Here is a 17,055-nt window from a genome sequence, read left to right as displayed (position 1 = left end):
TTCTCATTCCGATGGAATTTCCACGCCTGATCGCCAAAGGCAAGAGCCAATAATGGAACAATGCGCGAACCGGCGGGGAAAAACGTGTCAAACCGATCCTGCGACCCCCTGACCGCAACGCCTGAAGCCTCGTCGCGCCCCGAGCCCTCCGATCTGCACGCGCTGCTGAAGGAGCAGGCTGTGCTGATGGCGGAGCTCGACCGCCGGCGGCGCACCAATATTCTCGCCGGCTACCGGCCCTATGCCAGGCAGCGCGATTTCCATGCGGCGGGTGCCACCTTTCGCGAACGCCTGTTCATGGCTGGAAACCAGCTCGGCAAGACGCTGGCCGGCGCGGCGGAAGCGGCAATGCACCTGACGGGGCGCTACCCAAACTGGTGGGTGGGCCGGCGGTTCGACAAGCCGATCGTGATGCTGGCGGGCTCCGAATCCTACGAGCTGACGCGCGACGGCGTGCAGCGCTTGCTCGTCGGCCCGCCGCTCAACGAGGAGGACTGGGGCACCGGCTTCATCCCCAAGGCGGCGATCCAGGCGACCACGCGGCGTTCCGGCGCCTCCGGCGCGCTCGACAGCGTGACGGTGCGCCATGTCACGGGAAACACCTCGACGCTGCTCTTCAAGGCTTATGAGCAGGGGCGCGGCAAATGGCAGGCGAACACGGTCGACTATGTCTGGTTCGACGAGGAGCCGCCGGAGGACGTCTATTTCGAGGGGATCACGCGCACCAATGCGACACGCGGGTCGGTCGCCGTCACCTTCACGCCGCTCAAGGGCTTAAGCAGCGTGGTGGCGCGATATCTCATGGAAAAGTCGCCGGATCGCGAGGTCATCACCATGACGATCGAGGATGCCGAACACTATACGGCGGAGGAGCGGCAGCGCATCATCGACAGCTATCCGGCGCATGAGCGCGAGGCGCGCACGAAAGGCGTGCCGGCGCTCGGTTCGGGGCGCGTCTTCCCGATTGCGGAGGAGGCGATCCGCGTCGATCCCTTCGAGATCCCGAAGCACTGGGTGCAGATCGGCGGGCTCGACTTCGGCTGGGACCATCCCTTCGCGGCCACGGCCTGCGCCTGGGATCGGGACGCCGACGTTTTTTATGTGACGAAAACCTATCGCGAGCGCGAGGCGACGCCGATCATCCATGCGGCGGCGCTGAAACCCTGGGGGCCGTGGCTGCCCTTCGCCTGGCCGCATGACGGCTTGCAGCACGACAAGGGCAGCGGTGAACAGCTTGCCGCGCAATATCGCGGGCAGGGGCTGGCGCTGCTTCCCGACCGAGCAACCTTCGACGATGGCACCAACGGCGTCGAGGCGGGGCTTTCCGACATGCTGCAGCGGATGCAGACCGGGCGGTGGAAGGTGTTTTCCACCGCGACTGAATGGTTCGAGGAGTTCCGCCTCTACCACCGCAAGGACGGCCGGATCGTCAAGGAACGCGACGACCTCCTCTCCGCCTCGCGCTACGCGCTGATGATGAAACGGTTCGCGAGGGTGAAGGCCGATGCCGCGGCGTGGAGGTTCACGGATCGGAAGGTGGTTTGAGGGGGGATGCCGAGGAAGCGGCTGACGAGGGATTAGCCCGCAGGTGGTAGAGATCCACGCTTCGTTCGCGAAGCGTTCCGCCGCCGTTCGTAATTACTTGAGCCGAGCGTTGTGTAAGCGGCGAGCAACGGGCGTGGCGAACTGCGCAATCGCGGACGGAATTGCTTCCAGATCTAGTTTTCCGGAATGATTGGCGGCGTGGTGGGCGGCTGTGGCGCTTCAGGTTTGAACGCGAGGATGCTCACCACCAGAGCGATGAGGATGAGTATGAGCGCCAGAAACGCGATGCCTGCCTTGTCCATTTCCCATCATGGGGAACCGAATGTGAGCAAATCTAGGCATGATGGGCTCGCGGGACGCAAAAGCCTTGTTTTCAGGTCCAGCCTGTCATTGCGCCTGGGTCTGGGCAGCCGGCAAGTAAACCTTGGCGGCGGCGTGCTCCTCGCTGGTCAAGGATCCTGCGAGTAAAAGATAGCCTGATATGGCGACCGCAGAGAGCAGTAGAATGCTCACGGGCAGGCCCGTCGAAGCGTGATATTCCGGTCCTCGGTAGTCTTTTCCAGCCATGATAACGAACTCCACTCTTGCACATACGACAACGTGCCATCTGCGCGGCTGGTTCCGGCAAGATGGTTGGTTATGGATAACAAAGGTCGAGGCTTTGTAACGCACCGGCATTATACCATGCCGGTCTGCGTACGGCCGGAGATTACGGGTGATGGGCAGCCATCTGCCGCCACAAGTTCACGATCCGTTCGTAGCTATTCCTGGCAACGCTGGGAATCCAGGAAACATGCAGCGGGGGGCGCCCTACCGACATCACTGCGTCAGGCGATCGGACTGGTTGATTTGATCTGCCGTTGGCGGCGTTTTGTAGCCGGTAAAGATGGTAGGCTCCGGTCGGAAAGCCCAAACCACCATGATGCTTATCGTGACGAGGATCAGAGAGAAAACAAGACGATGTGACATGGCGCTTACCTCCTTGAGTGGAGCGCTGGGAATGCAGGTTTCAGCATTCGTCGCCGTTGTCAGGTCAGGCATCTCTGGCAAGGAAACGCGCAAGCGGCTTTTTAAGTCCTCGCGGGCCGTGCGGCTCAGGAATGGTCGCCGCATGGCAACACGAGTGGGAGCGTAGCATGTTCTTTGCTTGCCGTCCCCGACCGTGGTCGCGGCAGCCTCAAATTATCAATTGCACGATATGGGAGAAGGGCGTCATCGCCCACTTGCCGCTATCGTCCTTCGCCGTCTTGTAGATGATGAAGTCCCGGCCGACAGTGAACTTTCCGTGCATGGTGATCTCATTGCCGGTCGAGAGAATTGCTCGAAGTTCGTTCGTGTGGCGTTGCTCGATTTGGGCACTGATCAGATCGGCGAGGACCTGATCCAGAGTATCCGGTTTCGTATCGGTCATTGGAAGCCCCAGAGCGTGTTGCGACAGGCAGGCTGTTGATGGCGCCATAAATCGAGGCGGTAGGCAAGGGTTACGCGGTTTCTCCAATTATCGCCATCCCATTCACGAGGAGGCGGCCGATAGCTCGCCAGCCTCCCCGCAACCATTTCGCAACGGCCGTTCAAGGCGTCGGCAATCGTTCAACGATGTCGAAGCGCTGGCATGTGCTGGCTGCTGGCACGATATCGAGGCGATCACCGATCTTGTAGCCGTCCTCCGGGACGCCCAGTTCCACCGACGCTTCGCACTGATAGGTCTTTCGGTTGTGCGTCCTGGTGAATTAAATCGTGCCCACCGTGACAGTCTTTCGCCGGCCGGTGTCCAAACCTCGTGATCTGACGGCAATCACCTCGTCACGCACGCTCGTGACCGTTGCGACCGAATGCGGGAAACTGTTCACGCGCCATGCCCAAAAGGCAAGGCAAAGGGCGAGAAAGATCGCGGCGCTTCCGCAGAACGCGCCGTAAACGGCAAGGCTTATCGCCTTCCGGTCTTTGTCAATAGTCATTTGTGCCCCCGCAATCGATGCGCAAGCTAACGGCTCGCGCAGGCTTAGCCAAGCGCGCCGAGACGAAGCCCCGGGCGCACCATCACAACACAAAATGGAAATCCCACCGCCCGAAAGGTTCTCCGATGGCTGCAATGACCGATGAACGCCTGGCCGCACTGGTCAGCCAACTGGTGAAGGACTGCGAAGACTATCGCGATACGCTCGCGGTCGATCGCATCAAGGCGATGGAATATTACGACGGCACGATGAGGGACGTTCCGGCGGACGCCAACCGCTCGAAAGTGGTTTCGCGTGATTGCCGCGCGGCGATCAAGAAGGTGCTGCCGTCGCTGATCCGCACCATCCTCGGCAACGACAAGGTGGTGGAATACGCGCCCGTCAACGAGGGCGACGAGGCGGCGGCGGAACAGGCGACCGACTACATCAACTACATCGTCTTTCCCGAAAGCGACGGCTACGACGCCGTGCAGGACGCGGCGCACGACGCCTTGAAGCTCCGCAACGGCATCATCCGCTGGTGGTACGAGAACAAGATTTCCGTCGCGGTCTCCACCCATACGGGGCTCGACGAGGCGGCGCTCGTCCAGCTCGTCGGCGACGACGCGGTGGAGGTGCTGGAGCAGTCGCGGACGATCGAGAAGATCCAGACACTCGAGGGCGTGATCGAGCAGCCGAGCTACAGCGTGAAGATCCGCCGAAAGGTGGAGCGCGGCACGCCGCGACTGGCGGCGGTGCCGCTCGAAGAGTTCATGATCCATCCGGACGCGCTCTCGATCGAGGAGAGCCCGATCACCGGCATTGCCACACGCATGCGCCGCTCGGATCTCATCGCGATGGGGCATGACCGCGACCTCATCGAAGGCCTGCCGGCCTCGACCGGCGATAGCGGCCGCGACGACGAAGAGTTCATCCGACGGCGCGATGCCTTCGCCGCAAGGGATGCGGTGCCGAAGGCGCTGGAGGAGGTGGATTATTACGAGCTCTACGTGAAGGTCGACGCGGACGACGACGGCATTGCGGAGCTACGCCGGCTCGTCTTTGCCGGCGGCACGGGCGCGGAGAACCTGCTTTCGAACGACGAATGGGACGAGGTGCCGTTTGCCGACTTGATCGTCGAGCGGCGGCCGCACCAGCGCGAGGGCGGCTCGGTCACCGACGACATGGCGGAAATCCAGCGGGTGAAGACCGTGCTGATGCGCCAGACGCTCGACAATCTCTACTGGCAGAACAACCAGCAGCCGATCGTCCAGGAAGGGGCGATCGCCAATCCGGAAGCCGTGCTCAACCCGAAATTCGGGCAGCCGATCCGCGTCAGCCAGGGCATCGATGCGCGCGCGGCGCTCGGCTACACGATGGTGCCGTTCGTCGCGAAAGAGTCTTTCGCGATGCTTTCCTATCTTGACCAGGAGGCGACAGACCGCACCGGCATTTCCGACGCCTCGAGCGGGCTTGCCCCGGACGCGCTTCAGAACATGACGGCGCGGGCGACGGCGCTGGTCGAGCAGGCGGGGATCGGCCAGACGGAACTGATGGTGCGCACCTTTGCGCAAGGGTTGCGGCGCGTGTTCAAGGGGCTGCTCAGGCTTGTCATCAAGCACCAGGACCGGCCGCGCACAGTCAGGCTGCGCGGCCAATGGGCGAGCTTCGACCCGCGCCACTGGAACGCCGAGATGGACGCGACCGTCAATACCGGGCTCGGCGCCGGCACCCGCGAGCGCGACATGATGATGATCCAGATGATCCAGCAGCTGCAGGAAAAGCTTCTGATGACGCTCGGGCCGGACAATCCTTATGTCTCGCCGGACAACCTCTACAACGGCATTGCCAAATCGGTGGAGGCGGCCGGGCTGAAATCGCCCGATCTCTATTTCACCAAGCCGACGCCGGAGGAGATTGAGCGGCGGATGCAGGCAAGCGCCAGCCAGCCGAACCCGGAAATGCAGAAGCTGGAGATGCGGGCCAAGGCCGATGCCGAGAGGGCGCGGCTTTCAGCGGAGAACGACCGGCGGAAGCTGGAGATCGACCGCGAGCTGAAGCTTGCCGAGATCCAGCAGAAGGGTGCTCTCAAGCGCTACCAGATTGACGCGGAGCTGAACCTGAAACGTCAGCAGAACGCCGCGGAAATGATGGGCGGCGAGCCGCTGGCGGCGGCGCATATTGGGGGGCTCCCGGGGTGAGGAGAATTAGCGACTTAGACGACTTTTACGAAGCGCCGATGGGAATCGGCGGCGCCCTAGAACTGCGCGATTTCGGCGAGGGGGCGAGAAGCCACTTACCGACGTGGGGCCGCAGCGAGAGCCGGCATAGCTGGGGCGGCACTGAATTTGCCCAGGCTCGGCCGCCTGCAAGGCGCGGCCTCCCGGCAAGAACGCCGGCGCAAGAACAGATGGCGGATCAAATAGGGATCCTCATGAGGCAGATACGACGCCTCAACCGACGCGTTTCTGGAGCCGCCGGGCGGCTCCTCTTCCATTCAGGCGAGAGACAATTTGCAGCGGCGGCTGGAAGAGCTTCAAAGAGCTCAGACTGTGGATCCCTGCACCGGGCTACCCATTCAACGCTACATCGTCGACCGGAGAGGCAACATCGCCTTCGAACCGCTGGGAGGAAGTACGGTACCTGGCGCAAATCCTGTCGATACACACACGCGCTATCCGAATGGCTCGAACTATCACAGAATGAACCCCCAGGGGCATGGCTCCAGAAAAACGCCGCATGGACATGGACACCTGTTGGGCACTGGTACAGGCAAGACGTATCAGGGCCCTTCGATTGACATTTGGGGTAATGTGGTGCCGTACAACAGCCCTGATGCACATTGGCCGATGAGGTAAGAGAATGAAGCCCGACGAATTCCTGAACACGATCTATCTCGGCGACCGCGCCTGCAAGACCATCATGCTTGATGGTTGGAAGAAGGAGGTCAAAATCCAGGTCGACGCCATATCGCGGGTTCGCGGAGAGACCTGGGATTTCTATACGGCCGAAGATATTGAGGATGGCTTCTTGGTGTTCGAGGGGGTCGATTACATCTCATTCGATCCGCCTGGCATCATCCCGAATGACGATTTCGGTGATATCGAATTCCTGGGTTTTGACGACGGCCGATTCACGGTGATGATCAGTATGGGTTTTTGTGACGAAGCTGGAGTTTATGGTTCCGTGAAAACCAAAATCCGGGCGAAGGCGGTGGCCATCGAGAAGCCGGGCGAGGAAGATGCGCGGATTCGGGACTAGATTGGCGGCTGCAATTATCGGACGAGGCGAGTGCGCCTCCGTTGACCGTCCGGGGGCAAATCCTTAATCACCAATACGGAAGTCGTGCCTCAACCCAAAATCGGTCAGAGACTGGCCTACGATCCGGGCGGGGCAATGTCATCCTGGTGCCGGGACGGAACTTAACGCCATCACAGCGGCAACGTCGGCGGCAGGATCCGACCGGTAGCCAGACTCACGTTTTCGTCGCAACGACGAGGAATATAACGAGCGTAAATCTGCCGCAGCGAGGAGGCGAACTGGGAGTGGCCGTAGTCCATGCAGCCGTGGCGGCATTTCGGCGGAGGCCCTCGTCATCGGCGGTGCGTGCATTCGGGGAGTTGAAACATGTTTCTGGGCAGCGGCGAGTTGGAAGAGATCACGGCGTTTCGGCGCGCGCTGCATCGTCGGCCCGAGCTTTCCGGCGCGGAGGCGGAGACTGCAAGGTCGGTCGCGGCGGCGCTTGAAGAAACCGGGGCGGACGAGATCGTCACCGGGCTTGGCGGGCACGGCGTGGCGGCGATCTACCGCGGCCCGGGCGATGGGCCGACGGTGATGATCCGCGCCGAGCTCGACGGGCTGCCGATCGAGGAGGTTTCCGACCTGCCGCACCGCTCGGAGGTTATCGGCAAGGGGCACCTCTGCGGGCATGACGGGCACATGGCAATCCTGATGGCGCTGGCGAGGGGGCTCGGCCGCTTGCGGCCGGCGCGCGGAAGGGCGATCCTCCTGTTCCAGCCGGCCGAGGAGAACGGGGCAGGGGCGGCGGCGGTGCTCGCCGATCCGAAGTTTCACGCGCTGAGGCCCGACTTCGTGTTCTCGCTGCACAATTTTCCCGGCCTGCCGCTTGGTCATGTGGCGCTCGCCGAGGGGCCGGTCAACTGCGCCTCGCGCGGCATGAAGATCGCGCTTTCGGGCAGGACGGCGCACGCCTCTTCGCCCGAAGACGGGATCGCGCCGACCTTTGCGCTGGCGAAGCTACTTAGCGGCCTGACCGCGCTTGGTGTTGGCGGGGCGCTCGACGAGAATTTCACGCTGGTGACAGTAACGCATGCGAAGCTCGGCGAGGAGGCCTTCGGCATCAGCCCCGGCTACGCCGAGATCTGGGCGACGCTGCGCACGTTGACGGACGAGAGGATGGCGGCGCTGGTGTCGGCCGCGGAGGTTCTCGTCCGCAAGGAGGCCGAGGCGGCGAAGCTCAAGGCGACGATCGGCTACGAGGACGTCTTCCACCAGTGCAGCAATGCGGCGCCGGCGGTCGACGAACTCAGGCGGGCGCTCGACGAGGAAGGCGTCAGCCATGATCCGGGCGCGGGCGCGCTGCCGATGAAGGCATCGGAGGATTTCGGCCTTTTCGGCCGGGTCGCGCCTTCGGCCATGTTCTTCCTCGGCGCCGGCGAAAACCATCCGCGGCTGCACAATCCGGATTATGATTTTCCCGACGCGCTGATCGGCATCGGCGCCCGTGTCTTCATGCGCGCGATCCGCAACCTGGCGGGGTGACTGCAGGCACCAAGATCGTCGGCGCCGCGAAAGGGGATGCAATGAGATATGCCGTCCGTAAGTTCGCCCTTTCGTTCGCGTTCGCCGTTGCCAGTGCTGTGGCCGCGCTTTCGGCCGAGGTCGGGGCGGCCACAGGAACGACTCAAACGCAGGACGACAGCTTGAAGGAATTCATGGTGGCCAATCCGGATTGCCTGGAGTTCAACGACCAATGTTCTTTCTGTGCGGTGGTGAACGGCGCGGCCGAGTGCTCGACGCCGCAGATCGCCTGTGTGAAGCAAAAGATCCAGTGCACCAAGCGGGCGGACAAATAGGCAAGCGATGTGCCGGCGTCGGCTGCCGCCTTGACCGGCGTCCAAACCGGGCGTGAATATAGCGGTGCAGTTCATCGGGAAATGGACCGACGGTTCAGCTACCCCTCGGGTTCCCCGGAAACGGCTCAACTCATTCGCTTGGTCACCGAGGTATGGCAATGGCAGGAAAGACGGAAATCGGCGACGGACGGCGCGGGCGCTTCTGGAGGATGACGCCTTGGGCAATCGCAGTGCTTCTGTTGCTGCTGCCCTTGCTGGCGATGCAGTTCACCGATGAAGTGAACTGGGATGTGACCGATTTCGCTGTCTTCGGCACGATGCTGTTCGGTGCTTGCGGCGCCTGGGAGCTGGCGGCGAGAATGACGAGCAACAAGGAGTACCGGGCCGCCGTCGGCATAGCACTCGCGGCGGCATTCCTCCTCATATGGATAAACCTTGCCGTCGGCATTATCGAAACCGAGGATAACCCTGCCAACCTGATGTATGGCGGAGTGCTTGCCGTCGGGCTCATCGGCGCTGTCGTCGCCCGTTTCCAGCCACGTGGAATGGCGCGCGCGTTGATCGCGATGGCGCTCACTCAGGCGTCGGTCGCCGTCATCGCGCTGATCGGCGGATTAGGCTCCACGGGGGCGAGCATCGTCCTGGCCGGGTTCTTCGCCGCGCTGTGGCTCCTGTCGGCCTCGCTGTTTGGCAAAGCGGCGCGGGCGCAAGCTTCCGCTTAGGTTCGCCCCGGCTACCGCTTTCATCCTTTGCGGTCCAAGACCGCGGTACGAGGATCGATGAGTCATGTGTGGCGACGTGTGACGTCGCTAATCCTAACAAACAGTGACGAAACCAGCATCCCGCCCGTCTCCATATGCGGGCGGGGCGTGGGCTTCGCGCAACAAGGAGAGTTTTATGTATCCTTTCTTGATCAAACAGCGACTGAAGAAGGTCGGCCGCAAGCTGGGTAAGTCTATGTTCAACGACACCCTCAACCCGGATGAAGCCTATGCGGATCGCATAGCGCGAGACTTCGGCATCGAATGGCACGATGCCCGTGATGCGTACCATCAGAATCCGGGGTTCTGGGAAGAGTCCTACAAGGAAGATCCGGTGGGTTCCCCCGGCGGCCCGGCAATGGCACCGTCGGAGCGTACGTCTCGACTACCTGCCGCGACTGTACCACCCGACGGCGTCTCTTCACCGGAGAAGAGCGGCATTTGGGATAAGTTGTTTCCCGGCAGAGTTTCCCTCAGGCGGGCGCAAGACGACTGGCGCGAATGAAGCCAATGCGGGGTCACGGAGAACCGCACGCTTTTCCTCGAGCTAGACCCCGCGGGTGAAGCTCAGATAGGCGACAAGGCAAAGCAGCCAGAAGAGCGCACCGGCAAACTTGCTCATGGTGGAACTGAGAAGGAAGCGGCCGGACGGAAGGCGCTTCAAACCCAGCCAGTTGAAGGCGATGTCGTCAGTATAGATTTCTTCGACTTTCACTCTACCGAAACTGACCAGCGGCACGACGATGCGCGCCGTCCGATGCAGGAAAAACTCGACGATGAGAAGGTCGAGGATATCGAGGATGAGGCCGACGACAGCATCGAACGCGAAGCCGATTTTCTTCATGTTTCAGGGACCCATTGGCGAAATTGCCGGATACAAACTTGATGCTCCAGCGGTCGTCGGGTTTTGAGGAATCTCTCCACAAGGACGATGCTGCGCATGCAAATGGGTAGTCCAGAACAAAACAGGAATCAATCCTGCCGTGTAACGATTTTTTGGCACGGGAGCGTGCACGGCGCGGATCCTTCAAGGGGGGCAACGTGACATGAAACCAGAGGAAAGGGCTGCCGCGGCGCGGGCGCTCATAGACAATCCGCTGTTCGATCGGCTGATGGACGAATTGGAAGCGGCGGCGATCAACGGCTGCATCAATGCGAAGACTACAGACCATGAGACGCGCGCGGCCTTTGCGGCGGAGGCGCGGGCGATCCGGAATTTCCGCGGCAAGCTCAGGTTCCTGACGGAGCAAGCCGGGGCCGAGGGAACGAGCGCGCCGGCGTAACGCGTATCATGGGCGGCGCGCCCGATGGCGCTTCGCCGTTGGCCGGTTTTATTGTCGGTTTGATTCAGGAAACCGATGTAGCCGTTTGAATTATCTCAAGGATTTCGCGAAGGGGCGTCTGCCGTTTCGCCGAGGTCCCTCTCTTTAGCGCATTTGGGCGAATCCCACTTCGCCTGAAAATGCTTTGAAAGGTCATTCCATGATGAACGATAGTGCCAACCTGCCTTTCGGCGGGAGCAAAACCGTTGACGGCTCGCTCGAGCCCGCAAGTTTCGACGACCTCGATTTCCGGGAGCTGCACGAGGCCGATCCGGACGACGAGGGTGAAGAGGCGCGGGGCGCAACGACCACGGAATACGCCGATGAGGATGACGATCCTGACACCCAAGGCGACGAGCCGGGCCTCGATGACGAGGAGCCGGCCAACGAAGCCGAGGATCTGGTCGTGACGCTCAAGGGCGGCGAGCAGGTTCCGCTTGAGGAACTGAAGCTCGGCTACATGCGCGACCGCGACTACCGCCACAAGACCCAGGACCTTGCCAACGGGCGCCGGGCGCTGGAAACGATGAGCAGCCGCGTCGCGGCCACCGCCAACGCCGTTGCCGAACTCATCGCCGGCCAGATCCCGGACGAGCCGCCGGAGGAACTGAGGCTCTACGATCCGCAAGCCTATCAGCGGCAATGGGCGCTGCACCGGGCGGGGCTGGAACAGCTCTCCCAGGTGATGGCGCTTGGTGATGAGCCGGCAAGCGTCACGGCGGAACTTCAGGCCGCGGCGAACGAGGAGAGGCTGGAGGCGGAGAACGCCAGGCTTCTCGAAGCCTTCCCCGAGACGGGACACGACGAGGGGCGGCAGGCCTTCTTCGCCGATGCCTTCGAGACGGCGCGCGAGCTCGGCTTCTCCGACGAGGAGGTGCGCGAGGCTGTCGACCACCGGCTTTTCAAGCTGGCGCACTACGCCCGGCTCGGCCTCATCGCCGAACGGTCGCGGGCGAAGGCCTTGCAGAAAGTGGCCGCGGCACCCGCCGCAGCGCCGCGCATGAAGGCGAGAAACCAGGCGCAGCGCCACCAGCGCCAAAGTCGCGAGGCGATGCAGCGGCTGGCAAGGACCGGCTCGATCCGCGACGCGATGGCGGTCGATTTCGAGTAGCACCGCTCGCGGGGCGTTTTGCACGCCCCTCATCCGGCCTGCCGGCCACCTTCTCCCCGCTTGCGGGGCGAAGGAGACGCGTGGCGGTGCCCCGCCCAATTCTCCCCGCGTGCAAGGGAGAGAGGGTCGGGCGAGGGGCAAGCCGGGCTGACACCGATCATTTCAACGACATCAAGGCTTTACCGCGTGAACTCCACGCGTGGGCGGCCGATCTCATTTTCACAGAAGGACCAGAAAATGGCAGTTCTCACCAATACCTTCCAGACCACCCAGGCCGTCGGCAACCGCGAGGAGCTTTCCGACGTCGTGTCGCGCATCACGCCGGAAGATACGCCGATCTACTCGCTGATCGAAAAGGGCAAGTGCACCACCTATCATCCGGAATGGGAGACGGACGAACTGGCCGCGCCCGGCGCCAACATCCGCGAGGAAGGCGAGGAATACGCCTTCGGCGCGATCACGCCGCCGACGCGGCTCGGCAACTACACCCAGATCATGCGCAAGGACTGGATCATCTCCGCCACGCAAGAGGTGACGGCGGAGGCCGGCAACGTGCAGAAGCGCAAGTACCAGAAGCTGAAGAAGGGCGTCGAGATCCGCAAGGACGTGGAATTCGCGATCGCCGACACCAATGCGTCCGTCAGCGGCGCCACCCGCGAGTTCGGCTCGCTGAGCACCTGGCTCACGTCCAACGTCTCACGCGGCGCCGGCGGCGCCAATGGCGGGTTCAATGCAGCCACCGGCCTGACGGTGGCGCCGACCGACGGCACGCAGCGCCCGTTCACCAAGGCGATCCTCGATACGGTGATGCAGCAGGGCTACCAGAACGGCGCGAACTTCCGCCATGTCTCGGTCTCGCCCTATGTCAAATCCGTGTTCGTCACCTTCATGTCCGACAGCAATGTCGCGCCGTTCCGCTATGCGGTTTCGCAGGGCGGCGAGCGCAACACCATCGTCGCGACGGCGGACTATTATGAAGGCCCGTTCGGCACGGTGATGATCCACCCGAACCGGGTGCAGGCGGTGAGCGCCGGGCTCGCGCGCAACGCCTTCTTCATCGACACGGACATGCTCTCCTTCCTGTGGCTGCGCCAGATCCAGGAGGACCGCGACGTCGCCAAGACCGGCGACGCCGACAAGGGCGTCATCATCGGCGAGGGCGCACTGAAGGTGCATAACGAAAAGGGCCTCGGGTTGCGGCCGATCTCTTCGGATTGAGCGACGCAAGCTGAGCATGGCGGACTACTCCCCGGTTCCATCACCCCTGTTCAACACAGGGGTGATCATTGCAGGAGATACAGATGGACAAGAGCAACATCAAGAAGCGCATAAAGCTCCACTTCGATGGAGAGCGCTTAACGGCGACCGAGAACGGCAGACATGCTGGCTCCTGGGCTGGGGTGAGCGGCAAAGAGGGTCTTCAAAAGCCGAATTTGCAGCACTTAGGGAATGAGGGCCCGATACCCGAGAGTGTATATTCAGTTGGACAACTGCAGTATCCGCCGGAAAAGGGTACTTGGGATCGGTTGTGGGGGCGCATGCACCACGGTACTTGGCCCGGTCTTGAAGCCGCGTGGGGGAACTCAAGAGCATGGCTAAAGCACAAATCCGGCGAGAACCCGGTCTTCCACTACCGGGGCAAAGACGGCTTCTCCATTCATGGCGGCGCCGAGGCGGGTTCGGCCGGATGCATTGATCTCACGGATCAAATGGATAGTTTCGCAGACTTTTACAGAAAAACGGGGCAGTCAGCGGATCTGATCGTGTCCTACCCCAACTACGACCCAGCATCGGACCCGGCGATCCAGTCTATACTAAGAAAGCAGTCAAGAGAGCAGCCAGAGATGAGGAGTCCGAGCGAAGAAAATCGATGGGAACCGGATCCAGCGTCAGAAACCCGACGTCCTTTCGGCGGTCTTTCGCTAAGGGATGCACTCAGGATTTTTGAGTGACGTTCGGCCTTGGTGGCAGCAGCCGGCTGACGTGTGAATATTTTCCTTCTCTCCTTGCGGTTGTTCCCGTAATGTTCTATTACTTGGCGGATTTCGCGTAATTTTTGACGTCGGGGGCTGCAGAGGGGGAATGAAGAACTGGTTGCTGGGCACCCTCTATTTTTTTGTCGTGCTGTCGATCCTGGGCGGTGTGGCTTTAGGTGGCGCGATGCTTTGGTCCTCCTATCCTTATGGATATGAGGACCAAAGCCGCGCGGCCATTTGCAAGAGAAGCGCGGGGACGGCGCCCGAATGTGCGATGTTGCCAGAAAGCGCCGAGAAGGTGCTTGATGCCTTGCTTGCCTGTGACAACGACTTCTTCGAAGTTTTGAAGGAGGAAAGGGCGGCATTCGGCCGCGTCCCCGAGATTGTCCACATCAACAGGTACGGTTATCGGCGAACACACGTCGCTTTCGCTAAACCGATCGAAGCCTATGGTCTTCGCCTGACCGCCTACACGCAAGTCGCCGTCGATTCGGACCACGGATGGGCGCCGACGCAGTACGCTTGGGGGTTTCAAGTAATAGCGCTGCCAAAGGACGTCGCAAAGGCGATAGAGTTGCGGCGCCCGCAAATCGAAAAATTCAGAGAATACTATGGCGGGTGGCTGCAGGAGAGTGCGTTTGGAGCGCCGGTCAGCTTTATGATCCATGCCCGCCGGGATGAGCTCTTTCCGGGAACGTATCTCGAATGCAACGCGGGAGAGGAGGCTTCGGCGAAGATGGGGAAACTACCCCGGGTTTCGAAGCTTTTCCAGGTTTATGGCATGTGAGTTGTCCAATTTCCGAGGAAGGCCCGTCCCGCGCTGTCACCGTAACCGTCGGCGTGTACATGTCGACGTTAATGTAGCCCCTCTCTTACGCGAACGCGACGCGCTTTAGTGTCCACGCGGCGTGCCGGGTTGTGAATATATTCTCTTTCTTATCTTGCGTGTGTTCATGAAATGTTCTATCCCGCAACGATTTAGTAGACGGGGCGCAAGACGCCGGGAGAACGCATGAGAAACTGGTTTTTGCGCATCCTCTACCTATTTGCTGGCGTCTTCGGGCTATTCCTCGTTCTGGGCGTCATGGTCTTCGCTACAATCGATCCATACTCGGACGAGGACATGAGTCGAGGCGGCATTTGTGAAAGAAGCGGAGATGTGGCACCAGAGTGCGTCATGCCGCCCGAGGACCCGGATAAGGTGCTTGATGCCTTGCTTGACTGCGACGCCGGCTTCTTCAAGGTCCTCGCAGAAGAGAGGGCGGCTTTTGGGCGGACGGAAATTCAGCCGCTCGCCTACAATATGCTCGATTCCGAAGAGCCACGAGCAACTTTCGTGAGGTTCCGCGAGCCGGTGGAGGCTTACGGACTCCACCTGATCGGTTACCTGCAGGAGATGGATCCAAGCAACGTAAGTTGGGGTTTTCATGCGACCGAGAAGCCGGCCGACGTCGCGAGGGCAGTCGAAGCACGGCACCCGGAGAAGGGCAGATTCAGCCAGCATGGCAACTCCTGGCGGCCGGAGGTATCGACGGCCAACGCGCCCCGCCAATGGATCGTTATCAGCCCACCGAGCGAGTCCCGGAACGAGCCTTTATTGCCACCGTGCCCGGGGGACGGGTGCGATGGAAGAATTGCCCGATGGTTTCGATCTGTTCCTGTCGCAAGGATTGGCAACGAATTTTGTCCGAAGGGTCGACGCGTTCACTGCTGTCGAGAAGACGATTTCCGATTTCGCCCGATAATCGCGGTAATCGTTGGCGTCAGACCTGACGATGGCATCGGGGCGAAGTGGCTCCCCCGATTGAGACGTTGGAATTGCCGAAGATAACAAATGTGCAGTGCGGCGCCGCCGCCGATATGACCGGCGGCATGAATGCCCCGCCGGCACATCGCTCCTTGACCGGCTATGAATATTCTCCGCGCGACTCTTGCGTGTGTTCTCTGTTTGTTCTACAACAAAAGAGTTGCGCGATGGACTGTCAAGCGGCTCGTGGCACGGAGGGGGCCGGGCGGATGTGCGTTCCTGGGGCCATCCGATCTGAAAGACGGCGTCGGCACACTAGCGATGGTCGCCGCGCAAACGGAAATGGTGTCTCACGCGTTTCCTGTCGGCCAGGGCACGGGCGATAGCGAGCGCGGAAACAAGCAGTTGAATTCATTTGCGTTGAGAGGAGCAATGTTGTTCAGGAGTTTCATCGCGGCCCGGGTCGCTCTCGTCGCACTCACTTTCGCCGCACTCACTTTCGCCGCACCGGCCTTTGCCGCGCCGGACCGGCTGTTCGATGCGCTGCTTTCCTGCAAGCCGGAGTTTTTCTCGGTGCTGAAGGAGGAAAGGGCGGCGCTGGGACCGGTAAGGATCGATTTCGATGAAGGCGAGAGCAACTCGCCGCACGGTCCGCCGCGGGAAAACTACTACAAGCAAATGGCGATCTTCGCAAAGCCGATCGCGATAGGTGGTTTCCCGATTATCGGTTATTCTCAAGACTACTCTGTTCGAAAAGGCGAGGCGCTCTCCTGGTATAATGTGTGGCTTCACGTTGCTTGGCCGCGGGACAAAGTTGTCCAAGCGCTCGAGGCACGAACGGGGATCACATTTGAGGAATCACGATATTACGACTGGAGGAGCAACGAGGCGAGGGAGGACGGTCGTGTATCACCGGAGTTCGCAGTTTCGGAAATGGATACCCCGGAGGGGCAGTCGATTTTGATATGTGACAGTGTTGGTGCCAACGACACGGAGGTCTTGCGGCTCCCCGATATTACGGAATTGTTTGGAGCGCCCGAACTGGGCCCGCTGCCGCTCGGCGACGCCGACCGGCTGATGAAGGGGTTGCTTTCCTGTACGCCGGAATTCTTCGATTTGTTGAAAGCCGAACAAGAAGCCTTCGGAGCGGTGCAAATTAGCCGCATATCTAGATGGGGCAAGAGCAGCGACCCGATTGAAACGCGGGTAAAGTTTCAATCGATCGTGCACGCGTGGGGACTCGATCTCACCGGCTATGTCCAAAGGGTAGATCGATCGGGCGGCAGGGAGAAGATTTCGTGGGGATTTGAAACAGCAGAATGGGTGCTCAAGCTCGAGCATACCATCGCAAAGCGCACCGGAAGCGTACACGTGGAGGGACAGGGATGGATGTTGAACCTGCCCACGGAAGCAACAGGCTACACGCCTTCACAGAGCTTCGCTATCGGTGATGCAGGTATCGAAGAGGGAGGACTCTTGTTCTGTTCATTCAGCTCGGGTGATTTTCCCGCGGCCGCCCTGCCTGAGCCCTCCGATTTGTTCCTGACGGCGGCGCGGTAG

The 17,055-nt window shown here is 61.2% G+C and carries 19 protein-coding genes and 1 pseudogene; 14 read left to right on the top strand and 6 right to left on the bottom strand.

What is annotated here, in order from left to right; all coding sequences use genetic code 11:
• The first annotated feature begins 186 nt into the window (after positions 1-186).
• Positions 187-1,545 carry a terminase family protein gene (locus QN224_RS15605; protein ID WP_283977493.1) on the top strand — a complete coding sequence of 453 codons (1,359 nt, stop codon included), beginning with the start codon at positions 187-189 and terminating at the stop codon, positions 1,543-1,545.
• Between the two features lie 173 nt (positions 1,546-1,718).
• On the opposite strand, the gene QN224_RS15600 is transcribed toward QN224_RS15605, so the two are convergent.
• The 5 genes from QN224_RS15600 to QN224_RS15580 form a co-directional block, all read right to left on the bottom strand.
• The gene (locus QN224_RS15600; RefSeq protein WP_269283084.1) at positions 1,719-1,847 is read right to left on the bottom strand and encodes a hypothetical protein; all 129 of its coding nucleotides are present in this window, start codon (positions 1,845-1,847) and stop codon (positions 1,719-1,721) included.
• A gap of 85 nt (positions 1,848-1,932) precedes the next feature.
• Positions 1,933-2,112 (bottom strand): hypothetical protein, encoded by a 180-nt coding sequence (locus QN224_RS15595; RefSeq protein ID WP_173513072.1) that lies wholly within the window; start codon positions 2,110-2,112, stop codon positions 1,933-1,935.
• A gap of 252 nt (positions 2,113-2,364) precedes the next feature.
• On the bottom strand, positions 2,365-2,514 hold the full coding sequence (locus QN224_RS15590) for a hypothetical protein (protein ID WP_283977418.1): 150 nt from the start codon (positions 2,512-2,514) through the stop codon (positions 2,365-2,367).
• Positions 2,515-2,722: 208 nt separating this feature from the next.
• A complete protein-coding gene (locus tag QN224_RS15585) occupies positions 2,723-2,956 on the bottom strand; it encodes a hypothetical protein (protein ID WP_173513073.1) in 234 nt (77 codons plus the stop codon).
• Between the two features lie 319 nt (positions 2,957-3,275).
• Positions 3,276-3,503 carry a hypothetical protein gene (locus QN224_RS15580; RefSeq protein ID WP_283977417.1) on the bottom strand — a complete coding sequence of 76 codons (228 nt, stop codon included), beginning with the start codon at positions 3,501-3,503 and terminating at the stop codon, positions 3,276-3,278.
• Between the two features lie 125 nt (positions 3,504-3,628).
• Between QN224_RS15580 and QN224_RS15575 the strand changes: the two genes are divergently transcribed.
• From QN224_RS15575 to QN224_RS15550, 6 genes are all read left to right on the top strand, one after another.
• Positions 3,629-5,683 (top strand): phage portal protein, encoded by a 2,055-nt coding sequence (locus QN224_RS15575; protein WP_283977416.1) that lies wholly within the window; start codon positions 3,629-3,631, stop codon positions 5,681-5,683.
• 661 nt (positions 5,684-6,344) lie between these two features.
• Positions 6,345-6,743 (top strand): DUF6258 family protein, encoded by a 399-nt coding sequence (locus QN224_RS15570; protein ID WP_173513078.1) that lies wholly within the window; start codon positions 6,345-6,347, stop codon positions 6,741-6,743.
• Between the two features lie 366 nt (positions 6,744-7,109).
• The gene (locus tag QN224_RS15565; protein ID WP_283977415.1) at positions 7,110-8,264 is read left to right on the top strand and encodes an amidohydrolase; all 1,155 of its coding nucleotides are present in this window, start codon (positions 7,110-7,112) and stop codon (positions 8,262-8,264) included.
• A gap of 41 nt (positions 8,265-8,305) precedes the next feature.
• The gene (locus tag QN224_RS15560; protein WP_283977414.1) at positions 8,306-8,578 is read left to right on the top strand and encodes a hypothetical protein; all 273 of its coding nucleotides are present in this window, start codon (positions 8,306-8,308) and stop codon (positions 8,576-8,578) included.
• Positions 8,579-8,730: 152 nt separating this feature from the next.
• On the top strand, positions 8,731-9,300 hold the full coding sequence (locus QN224_RS15555) for a hypothetical protein (RefSeq protein WP_283977413.1): 570 nt from the start codon (positions 8,731-8,733) through the stop codon (positions 9,298-9,300).
• 175 nt (positions 9,301-9,475) lie between these two features.
• Entirely contained in the window at positions 9,476-9,844 is a 369-nt protein-coding gene (locus QN224_RS15550; RefSeq protein ID WP_283977412.1) for a hypothetical protein, read from the top strand.
• A 42-nt stretch (positions 9,845-9,886) separates the two neighbouring features.
• Here the strand turns inward: QN224_RS15550 and QN224_RS15545 are convergent, their stop codons facing one another.
• The gene (locus QN224_RS15545) at positions 9,887-10,183 is read right to left on the bottom strand and encodes a hypothetical protein (RefSeq protein WP_283977411.1); all 297 of its coding nucleotides are present in this window, start codon (positions 10,181-10,183) and stop codon (positions 9,887-9,889) included.
• 202 nt (positions 10,184-10,385) lie between these two features.
• Between QN224_RS15545 and QN224_RS15540 the strand changes: the two genes are divergently transcribed.
• The 7 genes and pseudogenes from QN224_RS15540 (at position 10,386) to QN224_RS15510 (ending at position 17,055) form a co-directional block, all read left to right on the top strand.
• Positions 10,386-10,622, top strand: coding sequence for a hypothetical protein (locus QN224_RS15540; RefSeq protein WP_173513083.1), 237 nt, complete (start codon positions 10,386-10,388; stop codon positions 10,620-10,622).
• Positions 10,623-10,821: 199 nt separating this feature from the next.
• The gene (locus tag QN224_RS15535; protein ID WP_283977410.1) at positions 10,822-11,772 is read left to right on the top strand and encodes a hypothetical protein; all 951 of its coding nucleotides are present in this window, start codon (positions 10,822-10,824) and stop codon (positions 11,770-11,772) included.
• Positions 11,773-12,009: 237 nt separating this feature from the next.
• Positions 12,010-13,004: pseudogene (locus QN224_RS15530) on the top strand (DUF5309 domain-containing protein).
• 69 nt (positions 13,005-13,073) lie between these two features.
• Positions 13,074-13,724, top strand: a complete 651-nt coding sequence (locus QN224_RS15525; RefSeq protein WP_283977409.1) for a hypothetical protein — start codon at positions 13,074-13,076, stop codon at positions 13,722-13,724.
• A 130-nt stretch (positions 13,725-13,854) separates the two neighbouring features.
• Positions 13,855-14,535, top strand: coding sequence for a hypothetical protein (locus tag QN224_RS15520; RefSeq protein WP_269283112.1), 681 nt, complete (start codon positions 13,855-13,857; stop codon positions 14,533-14,535).
• Positions 14,536-14,760: 225 nt separating this feature from the next.
• Positions 14,761-15,579 carry a hypothetical protein gene (locus tag QN224_RS15515; RefSeq protein WP_283977408.1) on the top strand — a complete coding sequence of 273 codons (819 nt, stop codon included), beginning with the start codon at positions 14,761-14,763 and terminating at the stop codon, positions 15,577-15,579.
• Positions 15,580-15,816: 237 nt separating this feature from the next.
• The gene (locus tag QN224_RS15510; RefSeq protein WP_283977407.1) at positions 15,817-17,055 is read left to right on the top strand and encodes a hypothetical protein; all 1,239 of its coding nucleotides are present in this window, start codon (positions 15,817-15,819) and stop codon (positions 17,053-17,055) included.

The sequence above is a fragment of the Sinorhizobium sp. 7-81 genome (assembly GCF_030124405.1).
GTDB classification, from domain to species: Bacteria; Pseudomonadota; Alphaproteobacteria; order Rhizobiales; family Rhizobiaceae; genus Sinorhizobium; species Sinorhizobium psoraleae.
This window is presented reverse-complemented; position numbering and strand designations above follow the sequence as displayed.

Bases quoted from the DNA above. Each gene is read 5' to 3' on its own strand.
- QN224_RS15525 (WP_283977409.1), top strand. From the start codon at position 13,074: ATGGACAAGAGCAACATCAAGAAGCGCATAAAGCTCCACTTCGATGGA.
- QN224_RS15555 (WP_283977413.1), top strand. From the start codon at position 8,731: ATGGCAATGGCAGGAAAGACGGAAATCGGCGACGGACGGCGCGGGCGC.
- QN224_RS15565 (WP_283977415.1), top strand. From the start codon at position 7,110: ATGTTTCTGGGCAGCGGCGAGTTGGAAGAGATCACGGCGTTTCGGCGC.
- QN224_RS15585 (WP_173513073.1), bottom strand. From the start codon at position 2,956: ATGACCGATACGAAACCGGATACTCTGGATCAGGTCCTCGCCGATCTG.
- QN224_RS15600 (WP_269283084.1), bottom strand. From the start codon at position 1,847: ATGGACAAGGCAGGCATCGCGTTTCTGGCGCTCATACTCATCCTCATC.
- QN224_RS15595 (WP_173513072.1), bottom strand. From the start codon at position 2,112: ATGGCTGGAAAAGACTACCGAGGACCGGAATATCACGCTTCGACGGGC.
- QN224_RS15575 (WP_283977416.1), top strand. From the start codon at position 3,629: ATGGCTGCAATGACCGATGAACGCCTGGCCGCACTGGTCAGCCAACTG.
- QN224_RS15545 (WP_283977411.1), bottom strand. From the start codon at position 10,183: ATGAAGAAAATCGGCTTCGCGTTCGATGCTGTCGTCGGCCTCATCCTC.
- QN224_RS15580 (WP_283977417.1), bottom strand. From the start codon at position 3,503: ATGACTATTGACAAAGACCGGAAGGCGATAAGCCTTGCCGTTTACGGC.
- QN224_RS15570 (WP_173513078.1), top strand. From the start codon at position 6,345: ATGAAGCCCGACGAATTCCTGAACACGATCTATCTCGGCGACCGCGCC.
- QN224_RS15560 (WP_283977414.1), top strand. From the start codon at position 8,306: ATGAGATATGCCGTCCGTAAGTTCGCCCTTTCGTTCGCGTTCGCCGTT.
- QN224_RS15520 (WP_269283112.1), top strand. From the start codon at position 13,855: ATGAAGAACTGGTTGCTGGGCACCCTCTATTTTTTTGTCGTGCTGTCG.
- QN224_RS15510 (WP_283977407.1), top strand. From the start codon at position 15,817: ATGGTCGCCGCGCAAACGGAAATGGTGTCTCACGCGTTTCCTGTCGGC.
- QN224_RS15515 (WP_283977408.1), top strand. From the start codon at position 14,761: ATGAGAAACTGGTTTTTGCGCATCCTCTACCTATTTGCTGGCGTCTTC.
- QN224_RS15590 (WP_283977418.1), bottom strand. From the start codon at position 2,514: ATGTCACATCGTCTTGTTTTCTCTCTGATCCTCGTCACGATAAGCATC.
- QN224_RS15605 (WP_283977493.1), top strand. From the start codon at position 187: ATGGCGGAGCTCGACCGCCGGCGGCGCACCAATATTCTCGCCGGCTAC.
- QN224_RS15540 (WP_173513083.1), top strand. From the start codon at position 10,386: ATGAAACCAGAGGAAAGGGCTGCCGCGGCGCGGGCGCTCATAGACAAT.
- QN224_RS15550 (WP_283977412.1), top strand. From the start codon at position 9,476: ATGTATCCTTTCTTGATCAAACAGCGACTGAAGAAGGTCGGCCGCAAG.
- QN224_RS15535 (WP_283977410.1), top strand. From the start codon at position 10,822: ATGATGAACGATAGTGCCAACCTGCCTTTCGGCGGGAGCAAAACCGTT.